This window comes from Cytobacillus sp. IB215316 (assembly GCF_033963865.1).
GTDB classification, from domain to species: Bacteria; Bacillota; Bacilli; order Bacillales; family SM2101; genus Nanhaiella; species Nanhaiella sioensis.
This window is the reverse complement of the sequence record NZ_JAXBMC010000006.1, coordinates 1-21,961: the sequence shown is the minus strand read 5'-3', so window position 1 is coordinate 21,961 and position 21,961 is coordinate 1. Positions and strand designations below refer to the sequence as shown.

17 protein-coding genes and 2 pseudogenes are annotated in these 21,961 nt (G+C 34.8%); 13 read left to right on the top strand and 6 right to left on the bottom strand.

The window, feature by feature from the left end:
* Nucleotides 1-36 precede the first annotated feature (36 nt).
* Nucleotides 37-486, bottom strand: a pseudogene (locus SLH48_RS11550) (EamA family transporter); the annotation flags it as partial.
* 350 nt (nucleotides 487-836) lie between these two features.
* Between SLH48_RS11550 and SLH48_RS11545 the strand changes: the two are divergent.
* Nucleotides 837-2,918: a choice-of-anchor J domain-containing protein gene (locus tag SLH48_RS11545; RefSeq protein WP_320258274.1), complete on the top strand. Its 2,082-nt coding sequence runs from the start codon at nucleotides 837-839 to the stop codon at nucleotides 2,916-2,918.
* Nucleotides 2,919-3,303: 385 nt separating this feature from the next.
* Here the strand turns inward: SLH48_RS11545 and SLH48_RS11540 are convergent, their stop codons facing one another.
* Nucleotides 3,304-3,960, bottom strand: a complete 657-nt coding sequence (locus tag SLH48_RS11540; RefSeq protein WP_320258273.1) for a hypothetical protein — start codon at nucleotides 3,958-3,960, stop codon at nucleotides 3,304-3,306.
* 374 nt (nucleotides 3,961-4,334) lie between these two features.
* On the opposite strand from SLH48_RS11540, the pseudogene SLH48_RS11535 reads away from it, so the two are divergent.
* Both SLH48_RS11535 and SLH48_RS11530 read left to right on the top strand, forming a co-directional pair.
* Nucleotides 4,335-4,924 (top strand): annotated as a pseudogene (locus SLH48_RS11535) (GNAT family N-acetyltransferase).
* A 55-nt stretch (nucleotides 4,925-4,979) separates the two neighbouring features.
* Nucleotides 4,980-5,171, top strand: a complete 192-nt coding sequence (locus SLH48_RS11530) for a YwbE family protein (RefSeq protein ID WP_214480569.1) — start codon at nucleotides 4,980-4,982, stop codon at nucleotides 5,169-5,171.
* Between the two features lie 135 nt (nucleotides 5,172-5,306).
* On the opposite strand, the gene SLH48_RS11525 is transcribed toward SLH48_RS11530, so the two are convergent.
* Nucleotides 5,307-5,750, bottom strand: coding sequence for an SRPBCC domain-containing protein (locus SLH48_RS11525; RefSeq protein WP_320258272.1), 444 nt, complete (start codon nucleotides 5,748-5,750; stop codon nucleotides 5,307-5,309).
* 224 nt (nucleotides 5,751-5,974) lie between these two features.
* On the opposite strand from SLH48_RS11525, the gene SLH48_RS11520 reads away from it, so the two are divergent.
* Nucleotides 5,975-8,707 (top strand): GTP-binding protein, encoded by a 2,733-nt coding sequence (locus SLH48_RS11520; protein WP_320258271.1) that lies wholly within the window; start codon nucleotides 5,975-5,977, stop codon nucleotides 8,705-8,707.
* 245 nt (nucleotides 8,708-8,952) lie between these two features.
* Entirely contained in the window at nucleotides 8,953-10,419 is a 1,467-nt protein-coding gene (locus SLH48_RS11515) for a protein adenylyltransferase SelO (protein WP_320258270.1), read from the top strand.
* Between the two features lie 470 nt (nucleotides 10,420-10,889).
* Here SLH48_RS11515 and SLH48_RS11510 read toward each other — a convergent pair whose 3' ends face one another.
* Nucleotides 10,890-12,062 carry an oxalate decarboxylase family bicupin gene (locus SLH48_RS11510; RefSeq protein ID WP_320258269.1) on the bottom strand — a complete coding sequence of 391 codons (1,173 nt, stop codon included), beginning with the start codon at nucleotides 12,060-12,062 and terminating at the stop codon, nucleotides 10,890-10,892.
* A gap of 388 nt (nucleotides 12,063-12,450) precedes the next feature.
* Between SLH48_RS11510 and SLH48_RS11505 the strand changes: the two genes are divergently transcribed.
* On the top strand, nucleotides 12,451-14,238 hold the full coding sequence (locus SLH48_RS11505; protein ID WP_320258268.1) for a S9 family peptidase: 1,788 nt from the start codon (nucleotides 12,451-12,453) through the stop codon (nucleotides 14,236-14,238).
* A 185-nt stretch (nucleotides 14,239-14,423) separates the two neighbouring features.
* Nucleotides 14,424-14,750 (top strand): nucleoside triphosphate pyrophosphohydrolase, encoded by a 327-nt coding sequence (locus SLH48_RS11500; protein WP_320258267.1) that lies wholly within the window; start codon nucleotides 14,424-14,426, stop codon nucleotides 14,748-14,750.
* A 168-nt stretch (nucleotides 14,751-14,918) separates the two neighbouring features.
* Here the strand turns inward: SLH48_RS11500 and SLH48_RS11495 are convergent, their stop codons facing one another.
* Nucleotides 14,919-15,344 (bottom strand): hypothetical protein, encoded by a 426-nt coding sequence (locus SLH48_RS11495; RefSeq protein WP_320258266.1) that lies wholly within the window; start codon nucleotides 15,342-15,344, stop codon nucleotides 14,919-14,921.
* A 267-nt stretch (nucleotides 15,345-15,611) separates the two neighbouring features.
* Between SLH48_RS11495 and SLH48_RS11490 the strand changes: the two genes are divergently transcribed.
* Nucleotides 15,612-15,833: a YdbC family protein gene (locus SLH48_RS11490; RefSeq protein ID WP_320258265.1), complete on the top strand. Its 222-nt coding sequence runs from the start codon at nucleotides 15,612-15,614 to the stop codon at nucleotides 15,831-15,833.
* Between the two features lie 594 nt (nucleotides 15,834-16,427).
* Nucleotides 16,428-17,090, top strand: coding sequence for a 5,6-dimethylbenzimidazole synthase (gene bluB, locus SLH48_RS11485; RefSeq protein WP_214480560.1), 663 nt, complete (start codon nucleotides 16,428-16,430; stop codon nucleotides 17,088-17,090).
* Between the two features lie 314 nt (nucleotides 17,091-17,404).
* Here bluB and SLH48_RS11480 read toward each other — a convergent pair whose 3' ends face one another.
* Nucleotides 17,405-18,193, bottom strand: coding sequence for a nucleotidyltransferase domain-containing protein (locus tag SLH48_RS11480; protein WP_320258264.1), 789 nt, complete (start codon nucleotides 18,191-18,193; stop codon nucleotides 17,405-17,407).
* Between the two features lie 263 nt (nucleotides 18,194-18,456).
* Here SLH48_RS11480 and SLH48_RS11475 point away from each other — a divergent pair, with 263 nt between their 5' ends.
* The 4 genes from SLH48_RS11475 to SLH48_RS11460 form a co-directional block, all read left to right on the top strand.
* Nucleotides 18,457-19,212, top strand: a complete 756-nt coding sequence (locus tag SLH48_RS11475) for an aminoglycoside adenylyltransferase domain-containing protein (protein WP_320258263.1) — start codon at nucleotides 18,457-18,459, stop codon at nucleotides 19,210-19,212.
* Nucleotides 19,213-19,341: 129 nt separating this feature from the next.
* Entirely contained in the window at nucleotides 19,342-19,548 is a 207-nt protein-coding gene (locus tag SLH48_RS11470; RefSeq protein ID WP_320258262.1) for a hypothetical protein, read from the top strand.
* Complete coding sequence (locus SLH48_RS11465) at nucleotides 19,545-19,691, top strand: GNAT family N-acetyltransferase (RefSeq protein WP_320258261.1); 147 nt, start codon at nucleotides 19,545-19,547, stop codon at nucleotides 19,689-19,691. Before SLH48_RS11470 ends, SLH48_RS11465 begins: the two co-directional genes overlap by 4 nt.
* A 460-nt stretch (nucleotides 19,692-20,151) precedes the next feature.
* The coding region (locus SLH48_RS11460) for a chitobiase/beta-hexosaminidase C-terminal domain-containing protein (RefSeq protein WP_320258260.1) at nucleotides 20,152-21,961 on the top strand (1,810 nt) is incomplete at its 3' end.

Here is a 21,961-nt window from a genome sequence, read left to right as displayed (position 1 = left end):
AACGTAAGTTATTAAGCCTCTTACAATTAGCCGGCATCAGTTAATTGTGGGGGGCTTCTTATTAGTTTGATTATTCTTAACATAGTTTTTATTTAGAGCCAACAATATAATCAACCCTATGATACAAATGGTACCTAGCCATTGAAAAAACTCAAAGGGCTCTTTTAACCAAAATACCGTAGTTAATACAGCGGCTAATGGTTCTAAACTACTTATAAGGCTAGTTCTTTAAGTTGAGAGACTCTGTAAGCTTTCGATATAAAACTAAAATGCTATCATTGTTCAGGATACGATGACAAATATGAGATATAAGAAGCTAAGTGCCTTCATGCTTGAATAATCGATTTGCCAAGGTGGATGAACAAAGCTTAAAGTTATTCCACCTATAATCATAGCCCAGCCAAAGATGATAAGGGAATCGTATTATTTCAGCAGAGGAATGGCATTTAAAGTATAAAATGCTAATACTACGCCAGATAACACACCTATTTTGGGGTGTGGGTGGTACAGTTGTACAAAAACGCTTTCAACAATACGCCATGGTTCCATGATTATAAGAAGTGGTAGTTATACTTAAGGACATGTTTCTTTACTAAAATAAAGTCAAAGTAAATAAAAAACTATAGTAATAGTTTCTAAGTATTGAAAAAAATTCAAAAAAAATAATACTATAGCACTAATTTGCGAAATTAATATACAGAAAACTCTTAAAATTAATATTTTCGAACTATTTATAAACTTTAAAATACTATAGTATAATAGCGATTACAGTCGACAATTTTCTTAATTCATTATGTAGAAAATTGGAAAAAAAGGTCAAAGAGAGGGGAATGCATATGAAAAAGAAGCTAGTTTCAGCTGTTTCAGCAACAGCACTAACACTGTCTTTACTTACACCTTCCTTGAGTGGGGCTCAAGTGAGCGCAGCTTCGAAAGATTGGAATGCTGAGAGATATGGTGATGTTTTAGATATCGGAGCAAAATTACGAGCACAAGCTGAGGATGAAGGGTTTTTACAAAAGGCTAGAGAAGAAATTGCTGCTCAAGTTGATAACATTAATTTAAACGGTGAGGAAGTGGATGCAGAAAATTCATCTGAGGGTACTTTTTCATTTGATGGTGGTACTAAATATTTCCTAAACCAAGATTTACAATTGAAAACATTCACTCTCCGTAGTGTCGGTGAAAATGTAGAAGTATGGGTTGCAGATGACCTTTCTTTCCCAGAGGGTGACCCAAGACCAGCTCACGTAGTCACTCAGGAACAAGTTGATAAATTACGAGATGAATTTGATAATAATATTTACCCAGTAGAAACAGAGTTTTTCGGACAATCAGACTTTTTAACTGGAGAGCATGCTGAATTACCAGCAATTCTTGATTTGCCAGAAGATTATTATGTATCTGAAGAAGGTAAAAACATCATGTTAGTGGATAACATCGTTGATGAAAACTTCAATGATCCAGACTATCCATTTTTTACTGCAGGGTTTTATTATTCTCTATTTGAAACATATATTGATCGTAATATTATAACAATTGATACGTTAGATTGGGAAAATAGACTGGATGGTTTCCTAGGAACGGTTGCGCATGAATATCAACATTTAATTCATGATGATAATGATAGTGATGAAGAGAACTGGATCAATGAGGGTATGTCTGATTATGCAGAGTACTTAACTGGTTATGGTCATCCAATGGGTCATGTTAATTATTTCTTAGATCACCCAGAAAATTCACTTGTAGAGTGGGATGAGTTTCTAGCAGCTGGAATGGCCCCAGAAACGTTAGCAGATTATGGCCAAGCGTATTTACTACAGCTTTACTTAAGTGAACAATTTGGACAAGAGTTTATTCAAGAGTTAATCAAAGACGAAGATAATGGTATAGAAAGTGTAAACAACCAATTGTCAGCATTTAATACAGGTATTGATTTCCCTGAACTATTTAGTAGATTTAACACAGCACTAGTTATTGATAGCTCTAAACCTGGAAATGGAATTTATGAGTTTGAAAGTATCGATCTACAGGTGAATTTTGAATCTGCTGCTGATTTCGAAAAGGATGGTGTTCCAGCTTGGGGAGGGAACTTCAAAGTTATTGAATTAGATGATAAGATTCGTACAATTAACTTTGATGGTATTGATTTCCTTCCAATTCCTTGGGAAGTAGCTGAAGACCCATTAGGATCAGGCAATGAAGTATTATGGGCAAGCGAAGGTGATGAAGCAGATAATTTTATCGTTTTAGAAGCTGACCTTAGCAATGTAAACGAGGCAACGTTGCAATTCGATAATTATATCGATATTGAAGAACAATGGGATTTTGGGATTGTACAAGTTTCAACTGATGGTGGCGAAAATTGGACAAGCCTTGCAAATGAAAATACTCGTTCGGATATCGTAACAGAAGGTTATCCAAAGATTAAAGAAAACCTTCCAGGATTTACAGGGCATTATGATGATTGGCAAAAAGAAACATTTGACCTTTCTGCATACGCTGGTCAAGAGATTTTAGTTGCTTTCCGCTATATGACTGACTGGGGATACAATGATTCAGGTTGGTTCATTGATAATATCGAAATACCAGAAATCGGCTATGTCCATGATGGAAATTCTTTAGATGGCTTACGATCGATTAATGAAGTAAAAGGACAATACGTTGAATATGCTGTAACGTTCATTAATGAAAGAGCCGTTGGCAAGAATGGCAAGAATAAAAAGTATAAAGTTGTCAATGTAGAACCATTTAATGTAACTGACGAAGATGCTCTAGAATTACGTCAATTATTTAAAAAGGGTAAAAACTATATGATCGTCTGGTATGCACCACCTGCTGGTACAAAAGGTTTCGTTGATTTCACATACGAAATTATTACGAAAAATGATTCAAAAAAAGACAAAAACGGTAACTAAGTTAAGTTCAAAAGATTTAAATAAAAAGAACTAAGCGCAACGCTTAGTTCTTTTTGCTTTTATCAAGGCTATTTTCTTCTATACATACCAACTAAAGTGTATAGAATTTTTTACCTTTACATCTATATCAATAATATTCCAAAGCCTTTAACATACATCGAACAAAACCGAGCAAGAAACAAGGAGAGGTAAAGGTATAATTAGGCTAACTGGAAAATGTCGATCAAATACAAATAGTCAATTGAGTGTGGTAAGAGTTGAAAAATCGTAAAACACCAGTAAGGCGGAAATGAATGCACTTCGCGTAAACGCTACATATAAAATCCATAAAATTGGGATGATTAATATAAGTAACGAAATAGCATTTGTTTCAAATCCAATGCCTCTAACCGCTTTTTTTAACATGTAAGACTTGTGAGTTTGGAGAGATTTTGTAGCCTTCTTTATAATATAGTGTGTTTATTTTACAATCCTTGCCGATTTCTACATTATTCCCTTCAACAACATCAATTTCTGCATGAGAAAGATTAATATATTCCCCTTTAATAAACTTGCTTACTAGTTTTTTCTTAATTAATGGGATAGTTTTTCTATCCCGTTCCACAACTATTTCTTCAGCAATTAACTTATTTATATGACTTTTGGCTGATAGTTTGATGTGAAATTGCTTTGCAAATAACTCTTTTGCAAACACGACTCCTTTACATTTCATTTTTTCTGTTTGAAGTTTTTGATCAATTGTAACACTGCCTGAGCTTACAATTTTTTGTGCTTTTCCATTCATAATATGTAAATTGCCCATATTTTCTATCTCAGCTATTTCGAAATTCCCTTTTATTACACAAGAACCCGCATTTTTTAAGAGATCAGCAACAATCTTTGAGTGAAAGGAGCTAGATCCATGTGATGATATTACTTTAACGTTTACATCCTCAAGAATAGTAACAGAACCGCGAATATTTAACTTTTCTAGTTGGGTGTCTATGTCTTTCAATTTGCCACTCGTAACAGTAAGTTGCTTATCCTTCTGTTCCTTGTTCATAGTTCACACCACCAATTATTTTGATAATATATATGTTAATAACTATCTATGTAACTGTAGAATTTATTTTAGCATAGTGTACTCATTCTATCGATCGTTCTATAAATTTATGATAATTTTATAAGGCTATTTTCGTAAACTTTGTTTAAAAAAATGGACAGTAAGGTAAGTATTATAAGATATTATAATTATAAAAAGAAAAGATGCCACGAACCCTAGATGTATACGTGTTTAAATCTTAGAACGAAAAGCAACAATCAATGCGAAAACAGCCTTTAATAAAGACCCAAGTCATAAAGTAGTGATAAGTTTTTCCCTCTCGTCACATTAATAGTCGAATGGACGAGTTTCATGAACATTTATAGGATGAAATCATGCATATTAGGAACTATACTTCAAAGGACGAGGCAGGCTGGGTAAGGTGTAGAGTATTATCATTTTTGGAAACAGCTTACTTTGATAATGTGATAAAGGAAAAAGAGACGTACAACAACCCTGCAATTGAACTTGTAGCAGTAGAAAAAGCTTAAATTGTTGGATTAATAGACATTGAGTACGAATTGGTGGAAAGGACAGTATGATCAAGAGGAGTCGGTTTAGGAGGAATGATTTGGCATATAGCTGTTCATCCTGATTTTCGTACGAACGGTATTGGTAATTTACTGTTATGTGAGGCAGAGAAGATAGCGATAGAAAAAGGCTTAAATCGCTTAGAAGCATGGACTAGAAATGACCCTTGGGTGCATAACTGGTACAAATCAGTTTATAGATGTAGAGTCTTATTTGCATGTGTATATTGATGGTAGTCTAGAAATGAAAGATACTAACAGCTAAAGTGCCAGCATTACACCCTGTTCAAGCTTTTGCCTATTATAATGGTGAAGATAAAGACAATATAAAAACAAAGTACAAAAGAGTTCATGAATGTACTTGCTTTGAAAAAAGCCTTATCAATCATATATAATTGTTATAAATTTGCAAACACAGTATTACATAATAAAGGAGAACAGGTGATAACAATGAACGGTCAGCAAAGGTCAAACATTAAACGAGGGCTTGAAGTAGAGATAGTGTTAAAAAAAGATCAAATGACTGGAGCACTAACTAGAGGTATTGTAAAAGATATTCTAACAAACTCACCTCATCACCCCCATGGTATTAAAGTAAGGTTAATTGATGGTCAAGTTGGTAGGGTGCAGAGAATCTTATAAATATAGACTGTTTTCAACTAATGTTTGTGGTAGTTGTTGTCCAGCTTAGTAACAATGGAATATCCATAAACCCTCGTCTAGTTTAGTAATAATAGCATTAATTTATTAAGTTGATTGGATGATTTCAACTATTGTTTATAAATCCTGTTTATAAACAATTCCTTCTTCTAGGTATAACTTTAATAGGGTAAGTGCTTCTCCCCAACCTGTTGCACACCCTATACATGCCTTGAGGTCTTTATCCGATTTAGCATAACCAGTCTCTGTGAGGTCAATCAATGTGCCTTCTTTATATGGCTCTAGTTTAAGAGTGACTGTAGTGTGTGTTGTTCCTGGTGACCATTGAAAAACAAATTTTTTATTAGGTATACTCTCAATTATTTTTCCACCATCTTCAAGGTTTGCATTTTCAATTCCGAAATTACTCCATTTGAACCGAATATCACCTGTACCATCCGCATTCATATTTAAAGATGTTTGGTCTGTAAACCATGCATTCCAGCCATCAGCAGTAGTAATCGTCTTATATACTATTTCTTTTGGAATTTTAATATATGTTTTATGGTGAATTGTTAACACTGTTCAAGCACTCCCTTCTGTTATTAATCTATAGTATTACATTAACATAAATTGTTAAAAGGGTATTCATTTCTTCTAAATTGTGAATCATTACAGTTTTCTCTTTGTTTGTAACAAAAATGAAAGTGTATTGAAATCTACTTTGCTTAGAATTTTGATAGAATACAGTAACAGCGGTCAGTTTTGGCTACATGGCTTAACAATAAATACATCGGAGGAATGTCATGACTGTAGAACAACAATTAATTAATAAGTCTTATTACGAGACTTTTATGGGAGATTATCAATCAAGTTATCCTATTCGTGTGCTTGGTGAGCTTTTTGTTCATGAGCAGCAACGTGAACAGCCTGAGTTATCCTTTATTAGGTATGCTCAAGGGGAGGTTTACTACTTAAGTAATGATTACGAAGCAGCCATTTTTAAATGGGAAAAGGTTGAAAATGAGCTTAAACCTTGGGCTCAGAAAAATATTGCAGATGCATACCTTGAACTACAGATGTATGCTGAGGCTGAGCATGTTTATTCTTCAATTATAACAACCTCAAATACACTTACTTCTGAAATTTCTTTAAAGTTACATACTCTTTATATTGACCAAGGAAATACACAGTTAGCGAATAAAGCTATTAGAGATGCTGTCGCATTTAACCCAGATTATTCGAATGTAACGAAGTTAGCTCAAAATTATTTTGAGGAACAAGAAGATTATTTTAGCATGATTGAGCTGGCAAAGAATGAAGCAGTACGATTAGGATCAATCGAGTGGTATAACACTTTAATGATATACATAGAGGAAGGTTGGGCAAAATCAATAAACCCCGACCTTTTTAAAGAACCTTTGCTTATTTTGTACCAAATTGATTTATCTCATTTTGAGTCAATGGTCCAATCACTTTGGATGAGCTATAAAGAAGAGGAATACTATTTTGCTTGGATTACAGTAATTAATGAGATATTAGTTGGAGAGGATGATGAAGACAACAAACTTCGTAAGTGGGAGAAGTTAAGTGAACTATATAAGAAATCTTATATAGATTTTCTTCATGGACCATATTCAATTAAAGAGTTAGCTAAACTTGTCCCTATCTATTTGCACGTGTGGAAACATATTACACCTGATAATGAAGCAATGTTTGTGTCTGCAGCAATCTTATCTTGGAATGAGGTTTTTAATGGAGACATCCCAATTGATATTGCTCGACAATGTGAACAACACGTTTTAACAGATCGTCTGTATGAGAACGGACTTGAGGATAGTTTAACTTTATTTGATGACATCTTAACTTGGTCAAACCAACACTCGTTACATGTAGGTAATCGTTTGAAGTGGATTGTAAACGAACTAACAACTTTACAAACACAACGTGTGCTAATTGCAAGTGCATTTGAAAATGGGAAAGCTACTTTTATCAATTCCTTGGTAGGGGATCATGTTTTAGCAGAGAACCGATCTACACCTTTTGTCGTATTTAGCAATGGAGAGAAGAAGGAAATCAGAGAGGTTTTGGATTCGGCTGTAAAAGAAATTTCAAGTTTAAGTGAATTTCATCAAACGCTTTCTTTTGGTTCGATTGACACGAATACAATCTTTGATTTTAAGCTACCATCAACATTTCTACAACAACATCAAATAACAATGATGAATACGCCAGGCTTCTTAAGTCATAACCAAATGTTGTTGAAATATCTACCACTTGCAGATTCATTAATTTATGTTCTTGATAGTAGCAACATTTTGACAGAAAAAGAGGTGGAATTGTTAATTAAGCTACAAGAAAGGAATCCGTCTTTACCTGTGCATTTTGTTTCAATGACAGTAGAACGGGATTATTATAAGGATATTCATGAAGAAACGATAGCGGATACTAAGGTTATCATTCACAAGTATTTCCCCAATGCTCGAATTTTCTCATACACGAAACATGAAATGAACAAATCGAACTTTTATGAATTAGCGAACGCGGTGAAATCAGGTTTAACTAATAAAAAGCTCATGCATGAACGTACGAAAAAGATTCTCTATTATATTCGAGAAACGATTACTTATATTTTGCAAAAACGCATTGAAAATGAACAAGCGTTAACGAATGAAATACAATCACAAGAAGAAATGGTATCGAAGCTAAATGGGGCAATTAACCAATTAAGTGATATAGAGAAAGAAAAAGTACAAGTGATTATAAATATGTTCAGATCGCGTAAAGAAGAGTATAGAGCAGAATTGGAAGACAATATTCCAAGAATATTAAAAGAATGTTCAAATATGATTAGTGAGCTTAGTGATTTAGGCACGATCCACCATCAAATTAATGAAGAAATGAATATGAGGATACAACAATATATTGAACAAACAACTTTACCTAAATTACGCAATTCCATTGAACAATGGGTTGAAATGTCGGGAGAAGTACTACGAGATAGTCAGGAATTTTTAACTGAAATGAGCGTTGAATTTAATAAAATATATGAAGAAGAAAAAGTGAAATTAGAATGCGACTTCAAATTATTAGATGATTGGCGAAGAGATGCTAATAGATTGGCAGTAAAAACAAATTTTACAAAGCAGAATATCTTTTTAAGACGAACTCCTTCTCAGATGATGCTAAAGAGTGCTGGAAAGTTGTTTGGAATGCTGCAGCCAAATAATGAAATGATATATAATAAGTACAAAAATTTTGTTGAAAATGAAGATTACGTTGATGTAACAGATGCCTTTACAAATCAATTGCTAGAAAGGTTCAATTGGTTTGAACAATCATTAGCAGAGGAAATATCATCTTTCTTTACACAACCGCATCAAGTGTTAGATGATAGTTTACAAGAGATGATACAAGAAATTGACCAAAACACTGAAACGTTAATGAATATGAGATCAAATCCGCAATTAGTAGATGACCCTGTATCGTTATTTACTTTAAGACATAAACTACAGGAATGGTTAATAAAAAATAAATAAAATGATTGATTGGTGCTACTGATCGTTTTTAGATTTATACTAAAATGTAACATAAGTGTTATTGGCAGGGCGATTTTTGTGAATATAGCTGCTATTAATAAATGAGAACTGAAAACTGTAACTTTATACAGTTGTCAATCTTACCGAAAAACTATAATCAATGTGAAAACAGTGATAGAAAAAGAGGGTACTTTGTTTGTAAAAAAATAAGGACTACAAAAAATAAGTATAGCAAAGGAGTTACAATGACAAGTAAAAAAGAAATCGGATGGAGCCTAGATCATAGTTATGCTCGTTTACCGAAGTCATTCTTCTCTAGTTTAAGCTTAAACCCTGTACGATCACCTAAGTTAATAATACTTAACGAGCAAGTTGCAGCTACACTAGGGTTGAACGTCCAGGAACTACAAAGTGAAGAAGGGCTCGCGATATTTGCTGGTAATGATGTTCCTGAAGGTGCTCAGCCTATTGCACAAGCTTATGCAGGACACCAATTTGGGCACTTTACTATGCTGGGGGATGGTCGGGCTTTACTAATAGGCGAACAGCATACACCTCAAGGTGAGCTTGTTGATATTCAGCTAAAAGGTTCAGGTAGGACAACATATTCCCGTGGTGGTGATGGTCGTGCAGCTCTTGGACCGATGCTCCGTGAATATATTATTAGTGAGGCGATGCATGCTCTAAATATCCCCACTACACGTAGTTTGGCAGTAGTAACAACTGGTGAGCCAGTTATACGTGAAACGGATTTAGCAGGTGCTATATTAACTCGTATCGCTGCCAGTCATATCCGTGTTGGTACCTTTCAATACGTTCGGAATGGGTGTACAGTTGAAGAACTCAAAATACTAGCAGATTATACTTTGGATCGGCATTTTCCTGATGTCAGTGCCGATGAAAATCGATACGTTGCACTACTTCAGGAAGTAATCGAGCGCCAAGCTTCACTTATTGCTAAATGGCAGCTTGTTGGCTTTATCCATGGAGTAATGAATACTGATAACACAACCATTAGCGGAGAAACGATCGATTATGGTCCTTGTGCCTTTATGGATCACTATGATGAAGCTACGGTGTTCAGTTCGATTGATACACAAGGACGCTATGCTTTTGGTAATCAACCAATGATAGGCGGATGGAATCTCGCAAGGTTTGCTGAATCTTTGTTGCCGCTACTACATGTTAAAGAGAAACAAGCAATTGACATCGCTCAGGAAAAGATTTCAGCATATAATGATTTATTTTATAGTCATTGGCTTTCAGGTATGAGAGCAAAGCTTGGGCTATTTAATGAAGAGGAAAAGGATGAAATTCTTATTAAAGATCTTTTAAAGATGATGCAAGAGAACCGTGCTGATTATACGAATACATTCCGTGCATTAACTTTTGATACTTTACAGGATACAGTGATGTTTAAGACAGGGGAATTTGTTACTTGGTATGAAAGGTGGCAAGCGAGGTTAGAAAGGCAACTAGAATCGAGTGCTGCATCGAAACAGTTGATGAAGGGTAATAATCCTGCAATCATCCCCCGCAATCATCGGGTAGAGGATGCGCTTGATGCAGCAGTGGAAAGAGGAGATTATAGCGTGATGCAGCGACTACTACACGTCCTTTCGAACCCATACGACCACACTTCGGAACAGATTGAATATAGCACACCACCAGACCCATCAGTCAAACCATACCGAACGTTTTGTGGTACATGATTGGGTGGCGAAATCGGTTTTGATATTAAAACCTCAATAAAACTTAAAAAAGTTCCACTAATAAGTGTCGAGAATCTCATATTAGTGGAACTTTTAAAAGGTTCTGCCGTCTGGCGAATTTGTTATTAAATTACAAATATGTATATTTCTTATCTTGTAGTAAACAAAAAACGGGACCATCTTAAATCCTAAGCTGTCCATAGATGAAGTAATAAACACTATAATAGAACAAGGTTTTAATTGGAAACAGTGGACATATCAAAGAATCATGTCTTTATCCAGAAATTAAATTAGTGTTTTACGAAAAGCGTTGGATTTATTAAAAGGTCTATTTGTGTATTTCAATCAGGAGATGACTTAAAAGAAAGCGTTTTTTACAATGACTGTGTAGCACTAGAGCATACAAAGCCTTTACTGTTCAAAATGTATTGATTTTTTAGGAGATCAATAACAATTTACCTAGTTAATATTTACGTATTAGTATATTTTACGACAGGCCACTTCTCTTGTCGTAAAGCGTTCATTAGCTCTGGCCCAACATGCAAATTAGCTTGCACTAACTCATGTGGTGTTAATGCTAACCATTGATTTAAAGATATATCTTCAAAGCGGTTACTCTTAAAAACTTCTAAAAACCAAAGACTTTCTTCTCCTATGTTTTGTATATAATGTCCGAAAGCAAACGGGACATAACCAACATCTCCAGCTCTATAATTAAAGGTCCGTGCGGTACCTTCTGCTGCAAATACTGTCATTCTTCCCTTACCAGTAAGATAATATTGCCATTCATCTGTGTTTGGGTGCCAGTGCATTTCTCTCATGGCACCAGGCTTGATCTCAACTAGAGCTGCTGCAATCGTAGTTGAAACAGGAAAATTGGTAGAATCAACGATTCGAACAGTTCCTCCAGAAGTTATGATTGGCTCTTGTGCCATTAAACGATGCGTAAAGCTCTTTGGTACAGTTCCATAGGGACTTTGAATAGCTTGATTGTTTATAGGCTTAGGAACTTGTGCTTGAAACATGTATCGTTGCTTGGTAGGAATATGAGCAAAAGCACTTTCAGATACTCCAAAGTTATTTACCAATATATCTTTTGGTGTATGAGCAAACCAGTCAGAGAGCATAAAGGTATCGCTCTCCGTAAAATTTCCATCATCAAATAAGAGTAAGAATTCACAGCCTCCATCCAATCCCTGAATCGAATGTGGAATGCCTGGTGGAAAATACCAAAGGTCACCTGCCTCTACATCTGCAATAAAGTTTCTACCATCCTGATCAACTGCTGTGATCCGTGCTTTCCCTAGAAGCAAATAAGCCCACTCGGCTTCTTTATGCCAGTGTAACTCCCGTACGCCACCTGGGGTTAGACGCATATTGACACCTGCGATTGTAGTTGCAATTGGTAGTTCTCTAACAGTCACTTCTCGTGCCCACCCTCCGTGATATAGACTCATTGGTGTATCAGAAAATGAGAACTTTAGATTAGGTATTCTGCCAGCATCAGTCTTAGGAGGGACGAGCATATCGGGGTTCTCTATATCTCTCAAAATGTCTCTAGGTCCAAGATCAGTAGCACCAGCTCCATCTTCCCTAATTGGCTGAGGCACATCTTCCGAATGAATCTGATGTCGTTTTTTCATTATGAACACTCCTTGATATGTGATCCTAACGTTGGATGTTTATGATATATAGTTTATGAATTCCATGTTATCCATATGTCCATTGAAAAAGTTAAAATAAACATAATAAAAAAATTAAGAAAATTAACAAAAAACACTTGAAAGTGACAATGTCGTCACTTAAAATAAAATATGAATAGTGAGCATATTACATAATAACTTATGGCTCTTTTCGTAAAACTTTGTTTTTTTTTCATTAAAAAATATACAGAATGATGAGTTTTATGAGAGCTCAGTAATTGTAAAAGTAGCAAAGGTCCAACTATACGTGCTTATATTTAAGAACGAAAAGCAACAATTATTGAGAAAACAGCCTAAATGATAATCTATTAGTTAGGGGGAAGACAGAGTGGAAACATTTAAAAAGCCAGATGTAGAACAATTTTTACGAGCATATAAAATACAAGATTTTGTTGTAAGTAGTGATGAAAGTCAACTTATTTTCAGTACGAATATTAGTGGTAAATTTAATTTGTGGGCAATGGATTTACCAAATGAATTTCCATATCCACTTACATTTAATGATCAAAGCTGCCATGGACTTCAGTATGACAAGAGTGGAAAATTTGTAATCGCAGCATTTGATCATGAAGGGGATGAAAACGCTCAACTCTATATGATTCCTCCACACGGTGGCGAATTACAGCCAGTTAGAACCTCAGAAGGCAATCGTCACATTTCACCGATTTTATCAGATGATGGCAAACGTTTATACTATACATCTTCAAAAGATGAACCGACTTTCCTAAAGAGTTATTGCTATCACCTCGATTCAGGGAAAGAACAAGTCATTCATGATGGGGAAGGCGCGGCTACATTTTTACTAGATTTTAGCCCTAGTGAAGAGAGCTTTATTATTAGTAAGTTTTTCTCTAACACTCACAAGCTATCCTATGTAAAAGTAAATGAGGAGATCATTTCCTTAACACCAGAAACGAATGAGCAGCACACTGTAACAGATGCTATATATGTTTCAGAGACAGAAATTTTTCTAATAACTGATTATGGTGAGGATTTTTCGTATATTGCTAAATTTAATATTGAAACTAAAGAGTTTAACAAACTAGTTTCAGTACCTGGTGCAGGGTTCAAAATGATTAAATATGATAAACAACATAAACAACTGTACGCTGTTAGCGATAAGGGTGTTGAAGATCTTCTATATCGATACGAAATAGATTCGAAGAAATTAGAAGAAGTAGAGAGTCCAGTAGGAGAGGTTCAAAAGTTAACTGTTACAGAAAGTGGTCATTTATATTTATTAGGCACTTCTGCTACAAAGCCAGCAAATATTTATAAAAAAGAAAGTAACTCACATACATGGAAGCAGCTAACAAACAATCGTGTGCTCGGTGTAGATGAGAAACAGTTAGTCGATCCCGAGGTAATTAAGTATGAGTCGTTTGATGGACTCGAGATAGAAGCACTCTTCTTTAAAGCAACAGCTGCACATAGCAATGGTCATGTTATTTTTTGGCCACACGGTGGACCTCAATATGGCGAACGAAAATTCTTTAGAGGTGTGTTTCAATATTTAATTAATGAAGGATTTAGTATTTTTGCACCTAATTTCCGAGGCTCTACTGGATATGGGTTGAAGTTTACAAAAATGGTTGAAGGTGATTGGGGACATGGTCCACGCCTTGATAATATTGAAGGGTTAGAATACCTAATTAAAAATGGCTATGCCGATCGAGATAAGATTTTCCTAATAGGTGGAAGCTATGGTGGCTACATGTCATTATTGCTACATGGAAGGCATCCGGAATATTTTAAAGCTGTAGTTGATATTTTTGGTCCTAGTGATTTGTTTTCGTTTATTAATTCTGTACCAGATTTCTGGAAACCAAGTATGGATCAATGGGTCGGAAACCCGGAAAAAGACAAAGAGAAGTTAATTGAATTTTCTCCGATTACATATTTAGATAACATGACCAAACCAATGCTTGTTATTCAAGGAGCGAACGACCCACGTGTTGTAAAAGCAGAATCTGATCAAATCGTAGCAGCACTACAAGAAAAAGGTCGAGATGTTGAATATATGGTGTTAGAAGACGAGGGACATGGATTTTCAAAGCTGGAGAATGAGTTAAAGGTTTATAGAACTGTATCAGCATTCCTTGAAAAATATATGTAATGTGATTAAATAACTATGAGGCTGTCAAATTAGTCAATACTTGACTTTTTTGACGCTCCTTTTAAATGTGCAATAATAGTATTTCATTTTCACTTTTAGTTTCATTCAATTTTTTCAGACTCATTATTTATATTCTGTTCATGAATATAAACTGGGAAAGGTTCATAGTTCAAAGGAGTGTCCATATGCCCTTGTATAACAAACTTGTTCGTGATTACATACCTCAAATTATTGAACAATCAGGAAAGAAATATCGAATAAAACATTTATCAGAAGAAGAATATACGGAAGAATTGAAGAAAAAACTGATAGAAGAAATGCAGGAGTATCTTGATGCTAAAGATCATGAATCTGCTATAGAAGAGTTAGCTGATGTACTTGAACTCATACATGCATTAGCAAAAGTTCATCATGTAACCATTGAGAAAGTTGATGAGAGGCGAGATTTAAAGAACCAAAATAGAGGTGGCTTTAAAGATAAAGTGTTTCTCATTGATGTGGAGGATCATTAAGTGAATGTGAAGCATCTTGATTACAAAGCATCTTGTAGAAGTAAGTTTCTAAAATGAAACAAGTATGTTTACCCGACCCTATAATTGGACGGGGTAAATATACGTCAGATTAAAATCATTTGCTTATCTTTCAAATACTTCTTAGTAGACTAAAACAGAGAGACATGATTAGTTACCTGATACTACATCGATAGGTATTTCTTGGCCATTACTAAAAAACCGAATGTATTCATAATCCTTATCATTATCTTTATTTATCTTAAACAATACATGATTGTTTAAGGTTTTATTAGTATAATCGTCAGTTTCATCTTTGTTAAACCGAACGTTTATTGTATCATCAATAGCTTCTACATTAAAATCCGTATAGTAAGTAGCTGGATCTCCTTGTATGACATTTTTTCCGTTTAAAAGCACATAAAGTGCTTTTTCGCCATCAAAAAAAAGATAAACTCCATTTTCGCTCTCCACCGATTCGAAAAATTCCCTAGCACCTTTGTCAATATGGTTCATAGTTGTTTCTGAAAAAGTTAAACCTGAATTGCATCCTACTAAAAATAAAACAAGTGTAAATAGCGATAAAAGCTTTTTCACAAATAACCCCCTCATACTTCATGTCTATATTTTACATTATATGAATGGTGTGATTGTACTAATTTTCCGTTAACTTATTAGATATTAAAATTTCTTATCTCTTTTTAAAAAGTTGCTTCTTATATAGCCCCTGTGGAAAATATAGAATTGTTTGTATACATAGGAGGTAGGGATGATGTATTCCTAATTGAGAAGATGCAATGGGTTGTTGTCATTGTGATAATATTTTATTATATAAAACAAACTATACAAAAATGAGGTGATCATATGGCAAATATAAAATATGAAGTAATAGATAGATTTGGAGTTCTTTCTGAGTCAGCGAAAGGTTGGACAAAAGAGCTTAGAAGTATTAGCTGGAACGATAGAGAGCCGAAATTTGATATTAGAGAGTGGTCTCCTGATGGCGAAAAAATGGGTAAAGGTATAACAGTTACGAAAGATGAATTGATTAAGCTCAGAGACATGTTAAATACGATGGAGCTGTAAGTCACAACGTTTCTTTTGATTTATTCAAGTCTATCGTTGAAATCATTTTTCATGTAGCGGTATTCTTCATAATATCAATTAATGCTATAAGAACGAAGAAGAGATTACATGCATTCTTTTATTTGTATCAGCATGTTCACGATAAGAGCTTCAATTATACTTAAGTGTCTTATAGTAAGAGAAACTTACTACTAGTTAGAGCTTTGATAAGGTCTTCAATGTGTTGAAATTCCTTGAGGCTGACTTTTGTGTCAGCCTCTTAGTTATGCGACATTTTGTCACATAACTGAGTATTAAGGAATCATTCCGTATTTAATAATGGAGACGAGGATGTTAAATTTAGCAAATATTAATGATTATAAAAGGGTCACTTGTAACTTTTATTAGGTGGTTTTATACGTTTAAACAGATACCAAATGCTTGATTTATACTTATTAGTATGACAAGAAACAATTAATGCGAAAACAGCCTGTTTATTTTACTCTTTTTGGGAAAACATGAATAACATTTAAGGTGTCCTTTCATAAACTATAACTAAACCTATACATGCTATAATCGCAGTATACAAACAATATTTTGATTGAAGGTGATGTGATGTTCTCAAATGAAGAACGAGATGCTGTTTACAAGGTCATCGGCAGAAGAAGAGATATTCGATCCTTTTTATCTGATCCATTACCAGTAGATGCTATTCAACGAATTCTTCAGGCAGGGCATAGCGGTCCATCAGTTGGATTTATGCAGCCATGGAATTTCATTTTAATAACTACAGATGATGTGAAAGAACAGTTAGCTTGGGCGGCGGATAAGGAACGTAAAGCATTGGCCATTCATTATGAAGGGGAGAGGAAGAACAACTTTTTAGATTTAAAAGTTGAAGGTTTAAAGCAAGCGCCACTAACGATTTGTGTTACATGTGACCCGACACGCGGTGGTTCACATGTACTCGGGAGAAATTCGATACCTGAAACTGATATTATGTCTGTTTCTTGTGCCATCCAAAATATGTGGTTAGCCTCTTGTGTCGAAGGAATTGCACTAGGTTGGGTAAGTTTTTACAAAAAGAATGATGTTAGAGACATATTAAATATTCCTCCACATATCGACCCAGTTGCACTTCTATCACTTGGTTATACAGATAATTACCCTAAAGCTCCTTTGCTAGAAATCCATAACTGGGAAAAGCGCCAAGATCTACAAAAGTTAATCTACTATGAAACATGGGGAGCTAAAGGGGAGTTGCATGAAGAAGTTTAGTTACCTTGAATTGAAGTAAATTAATGAAAATAGTGTAATGTACTATGCTCGGCATTAGTTCAACTTGTTCTCATTAACAAATAGATGTATATGTAGATAAACCGCTTGCTGCAACGTGTGAGCAAGCGGAAGAGCTTGTTCAATATGGATAATAGGTGAAAGATCCAAATAAATAGCAAGTTGACCCGTAAATATATAAAATTGACCTGAAAAACGAGTGAAAAGACCCGTAAATCATTGAAATTAACCCGAAAAAGGAGTGAAAAGACCCGTAAATTATTGAAATTGACCTAGAAAATAGTAAGGACAAACTCTTATTTATTTTTACCTAAAGTAAATCCACTAAATAGACGTCCTCCAGAGGGCAGTAACACGCTTTCTACCAATGTAATGATTTTTTCTTTATTATTCGTTTGATAGAACAAATCAAACGCTTCGACATATTCCTTCGTAAACGACTTATCAAAATGATTTAAAGAGCGAACAATCCATTTAGACGTACCGGTCCATTGCCTATTCGTTCTTAGTACAAACTCGTGAACCAGTTCAGCCAACGTGTTGGCAATAAAGATAGCTTCGAACCTATCAGTGCAGCCAATAAAATCATCAAGGGCATCAGTAATGAAATATCGTTTCATAGTGATAGTCTCTTCGGACCACTGCTCTGGTCCCTTGCTTAATATTTCATTAGCCTCTTGTTTGATTAGACCTATGATGTCGGAGTCTTTTATGACAATCCCTTCGGAAACCATTCTTTGTAAAGATGGTCTTGCCCTTTTATAATCACTATTAAAAAATTGCTTATAGGAAGATAAATTATGAACAAAAACCTCGATAGGCCAATCTAAATAAATGAGTGATTCTCGATATGAACGATCGACATGTTTGTCAAAAATTACGATATCGAGGTCAGAAGTCTCTGTCGCCTCACCTCTTATGACACTTCCTGCGAGTATAGCTGCATGACAATTTGGAAAATGACAGTGGATAAATTTTCTTGCAGCTTCGATAGGACTTAATCTACTAGCTAAAGCTTTGCCAAGTTCACTACTTGTTCCTGCACCACCATTATTAATACTCCCAGTGTTGTTAAGATCAACCATAATATTCCTCCGAAGTCTATTCTATTTTTTCATTTAATTATATAATAAAATCTGGTAATTTATATAAGCTCTTTTAGTAAACTATGGCTATTGTTATCCAATTAGTTCCAACAATAGTGGTTTTACATGATTAGCCATTGTTGTACAGAAGGAAAGATGCCACGAACTCTATTTGTGTACGTTTTGGCTCTTAGTACGAAAAGCAACAATTAATGCGAAAAACAGCCTATTATATATCATTCAAAAATAAGACGAGGTATAAAATGGAGCCTTATAAACTATTAAATCAAATCATAGATACATATAAGCGTATATTAGATAATAATCTAGTAGGTATATATTTACATGGTTCACTGGCGATGAATTGCTATAACGATTCGAGTGATATAGATTTTGTTGTTGTCGTAAAAAAACCAATCAATTTTACTACAAAAAAAGAACTCATTCATGCCATTATTCATTTAGAAAATGTTCCACCTAAGGGAGTGGAAATGAGTGTCATTCTCGAGAGGTTTGCACATGAAATCGTACATCCAACACCGTTTGAGTTGCACTATTCAAATTTTCATAAGGAAAGATACTTATCAGACAATAATTATATATGCGGAGGGTATACAGACCCTGAATTAGCGGCCCATTTGACTATTATTTTTCATAGAGGTAAGTGCTTATATGGAAAAGAAATTGATGAAGTTTTTACAGACGTACCAAGAGATATTTATATTGATTCTATTTGGTACGATATTAAAAATGCCAAAAATGAAATTGTGGATGATGCAGTCTACTTCACTTTAAACTTGTGTCGGGTACTTTATTATGTAACAGAAGGTGTTATTTGTTCAAAACTTGAAGGTGGATATTGGGGTCAGGAAAACTTACCCCAACGATATCGAAAAATAGTCGATGATGCTGTAAAAGAATATATGGGGGAAGTTAAAGGCATGGATATACCAGATGATAAATTAAATAAATTTGCTTTGTATATGTTACAAGAAATAAGGAAAAGTACGACTAAATAAGAGTATTTTTAAAGTGAAACTTTATTATAATAAAGGCAACGTTCAAAAATTAAGCGTGGTATTTTAATAGCTTTACAGATTATGCTTGATTTGAAGGCTATACTAATACATTTTTGGAGGATTGTAGTTATGGATATTAGACCTTTGGATTCCTCACATGCAGAAGCTTATCAACAACTTCGATTACAAGCTTTAAAAGACTATCCTGAAGCATTTGCATCAAGTTATGAAGAGGAGAAAGAATTTTCAATTGAAACAGAGCTTCCTTCACTTATGATGCATTTGAATGTGGACAAATTATTGGAGTGGTTACTTTACTACAAAAATAAAAAATGAAATTAAAGCATAGAGTAAATATATTTGCAATGTATCTTTCCCCTCGAAGCGGAGGTAAGGGGATAGGGAGAGCATTAATGAATGTAGTATTAAAAAAGGCTCATGAATTAGATGGTATTGAACAAGTATATTTATCTGTTTGATCAAATAATGAACTAGCCAAAAAAGAAATGTATGGAAAAAACAAAAAAGGGATGAAAATAGTTTGATGAAGATTACATGGTGCTTTATCTATAGTGCTTCTTCATTACTACTTCACCAAAGGTCTTTGAATAAAAATAGGTTGGGGATTTTTAATTAAAAAGAAAAAGTGTTACACAGGGAAAAAGGTGAAATTGTGGTAAAAATTGAGTAAGGATGGTGCGAAACTAAATTGAAGGGATAACATTTTGTTGTGAAAAATTTTCCAACATGAGTACTATCCCTTGCTATTAGCAAAAATTAAGATTAACGCAACAAAAAATTCATTTTTAATTTAGAGGATAACTGATATAATTAAACTCGCGAGGTTAGATGTCATACATCAGACCATGCATCAGACCTTGTGGAATTATTTGAAAGCGTATACATATATTGATAAGAATGTAGAGGAGGAGAATGAAAGTGTCTAAGATAACTAGAAAACGAGTAAGCCTTGTGTTAGTGGCTTTATTAGTGTTCAACTTGTTAAACGTTGGGCTTATTCGACAGTCGTTTGCTGCCGAAGAGTATGTAGAAACGTTTGACAACTCCAATGCAACAGGAAGTTATGAAACAAACTCATATGTTGGAAACGATGGGGTGACTTGGTCATATGTTGCTTCACGTGATGAAGGTGATTATCCGATTGAAGGTAAGGGGTTAATGTTACGTCGTTCAAGCGACAATAGTAGTATACTTTCTAGCCCTATTTCGGATGGCATTAGTTCTTTTTCAGTAGATTTAAAGAAAGGCTTCACTGGAAGCGGAGACCGACAAGTAGAGTTATTTATAAATGGTGGATCAATAGGATTGTCTGAAGCTTTTGATGATACTGATGTTCATACCTTTTCAGTAGAAGAATTAAATATTGCTGGTGAGGTTGAAATTCAGTTAGTAAATGTTACTGGCAAACAAGTAGTCATTGATAATATTACTTGGACAAGCTTTGATGGGGAAGTGACACAAGCTTCAAAAGTAAAAGCTTCTGTTAACGCTGGAGAAGTAGAAGCTGGCACAGAAGTAACCTTGTCAACATCAACTGATGGTGCAGACATTTATTTTACAACCGATGGCACATTACCTACGGAAGAAAGCACATTATATGATGCACCAATCACAATCACTGAAGATGTAACGATTCAAGCGATTGCAGTAAAAGAAGGATTGGATGCAAGTAATGTAGCTTCATTCTCATACACTGTAAAAGCACCACTTGAAGTGCAATCAATCGCAGATACACGCTCACTTGAAGTTGGTAGTGAAGCGAAAATTGAAGGAATTGTTACTGCATCTTTCGTGGCAGGTGGACAAACAAATTTATACGTACAGGATGATTCAGCTGGAATTGTCGTACGTGGTGATATTGCAGCTAATATTGGTGACCGTATTTCTGCCGAAGGGACACTGAATCAATATTTTGACATGGCACAATTAGAAGTAGCTGCTATAGAAGTAGTAGCTGAAAGCGAAGATATTCCAGAAGTACAGGTTATTACAGCTGAAGATTTAACGACTGATACAGGTGAGGCTGTAGAAGCAGAGTTAGTCAAGGTAGAAAATGTTACAATTACTGAAGTTGATAGTAATGGTAACTTCACAGGTGTAGATGAAAACGGTGAGTTTAAGCTACGTCCAGAAGATGCTAGTTTACTAGAGGTTGGAAAAACATATGAATCAATTACGGGAGTAATTGACTACAACTATAGTGAATATAAGCTTACACCACGTTCAGCGTTGGATATAGTACAAGATGCATTCTCGGTTTTTGCTAATCCAGCAGCTGGAGCAATTGAAACTGGATCAACTGTTGAGCTAGATACACTTGTTGAAGACGGAGTGATTTACTATACAGTAGATGGGACAGACCCATCAACTACAAGTGAAGTATATAGTGAAGCTATAGAAGTTACGGAAGATGTAACAATTAAAGCAATAGTTGTCAAAGACGGAGAAGCAAGTGAAGTGGCTGTTTTTGAGTACCAAACAATTTTACCCCTTGATTCTCTGAATATTCATGATATCCAAGGGGCAGCGCATCAATCCTTATATGATGGAAAAATTGTTAAAAACGTAAAAGGAATTGTAACGCTTATCGATGGTTCAAAAGGATTCTTTATGGAAGCACCTGAGGCTGATGCCGATGTACGTACATCAGAAGGTATTTACGTCTATATCGAAGACACAAATGTTAACGTTGGTGATTTAGTATCAGTCACTGGAGAAGTAGAAGAAT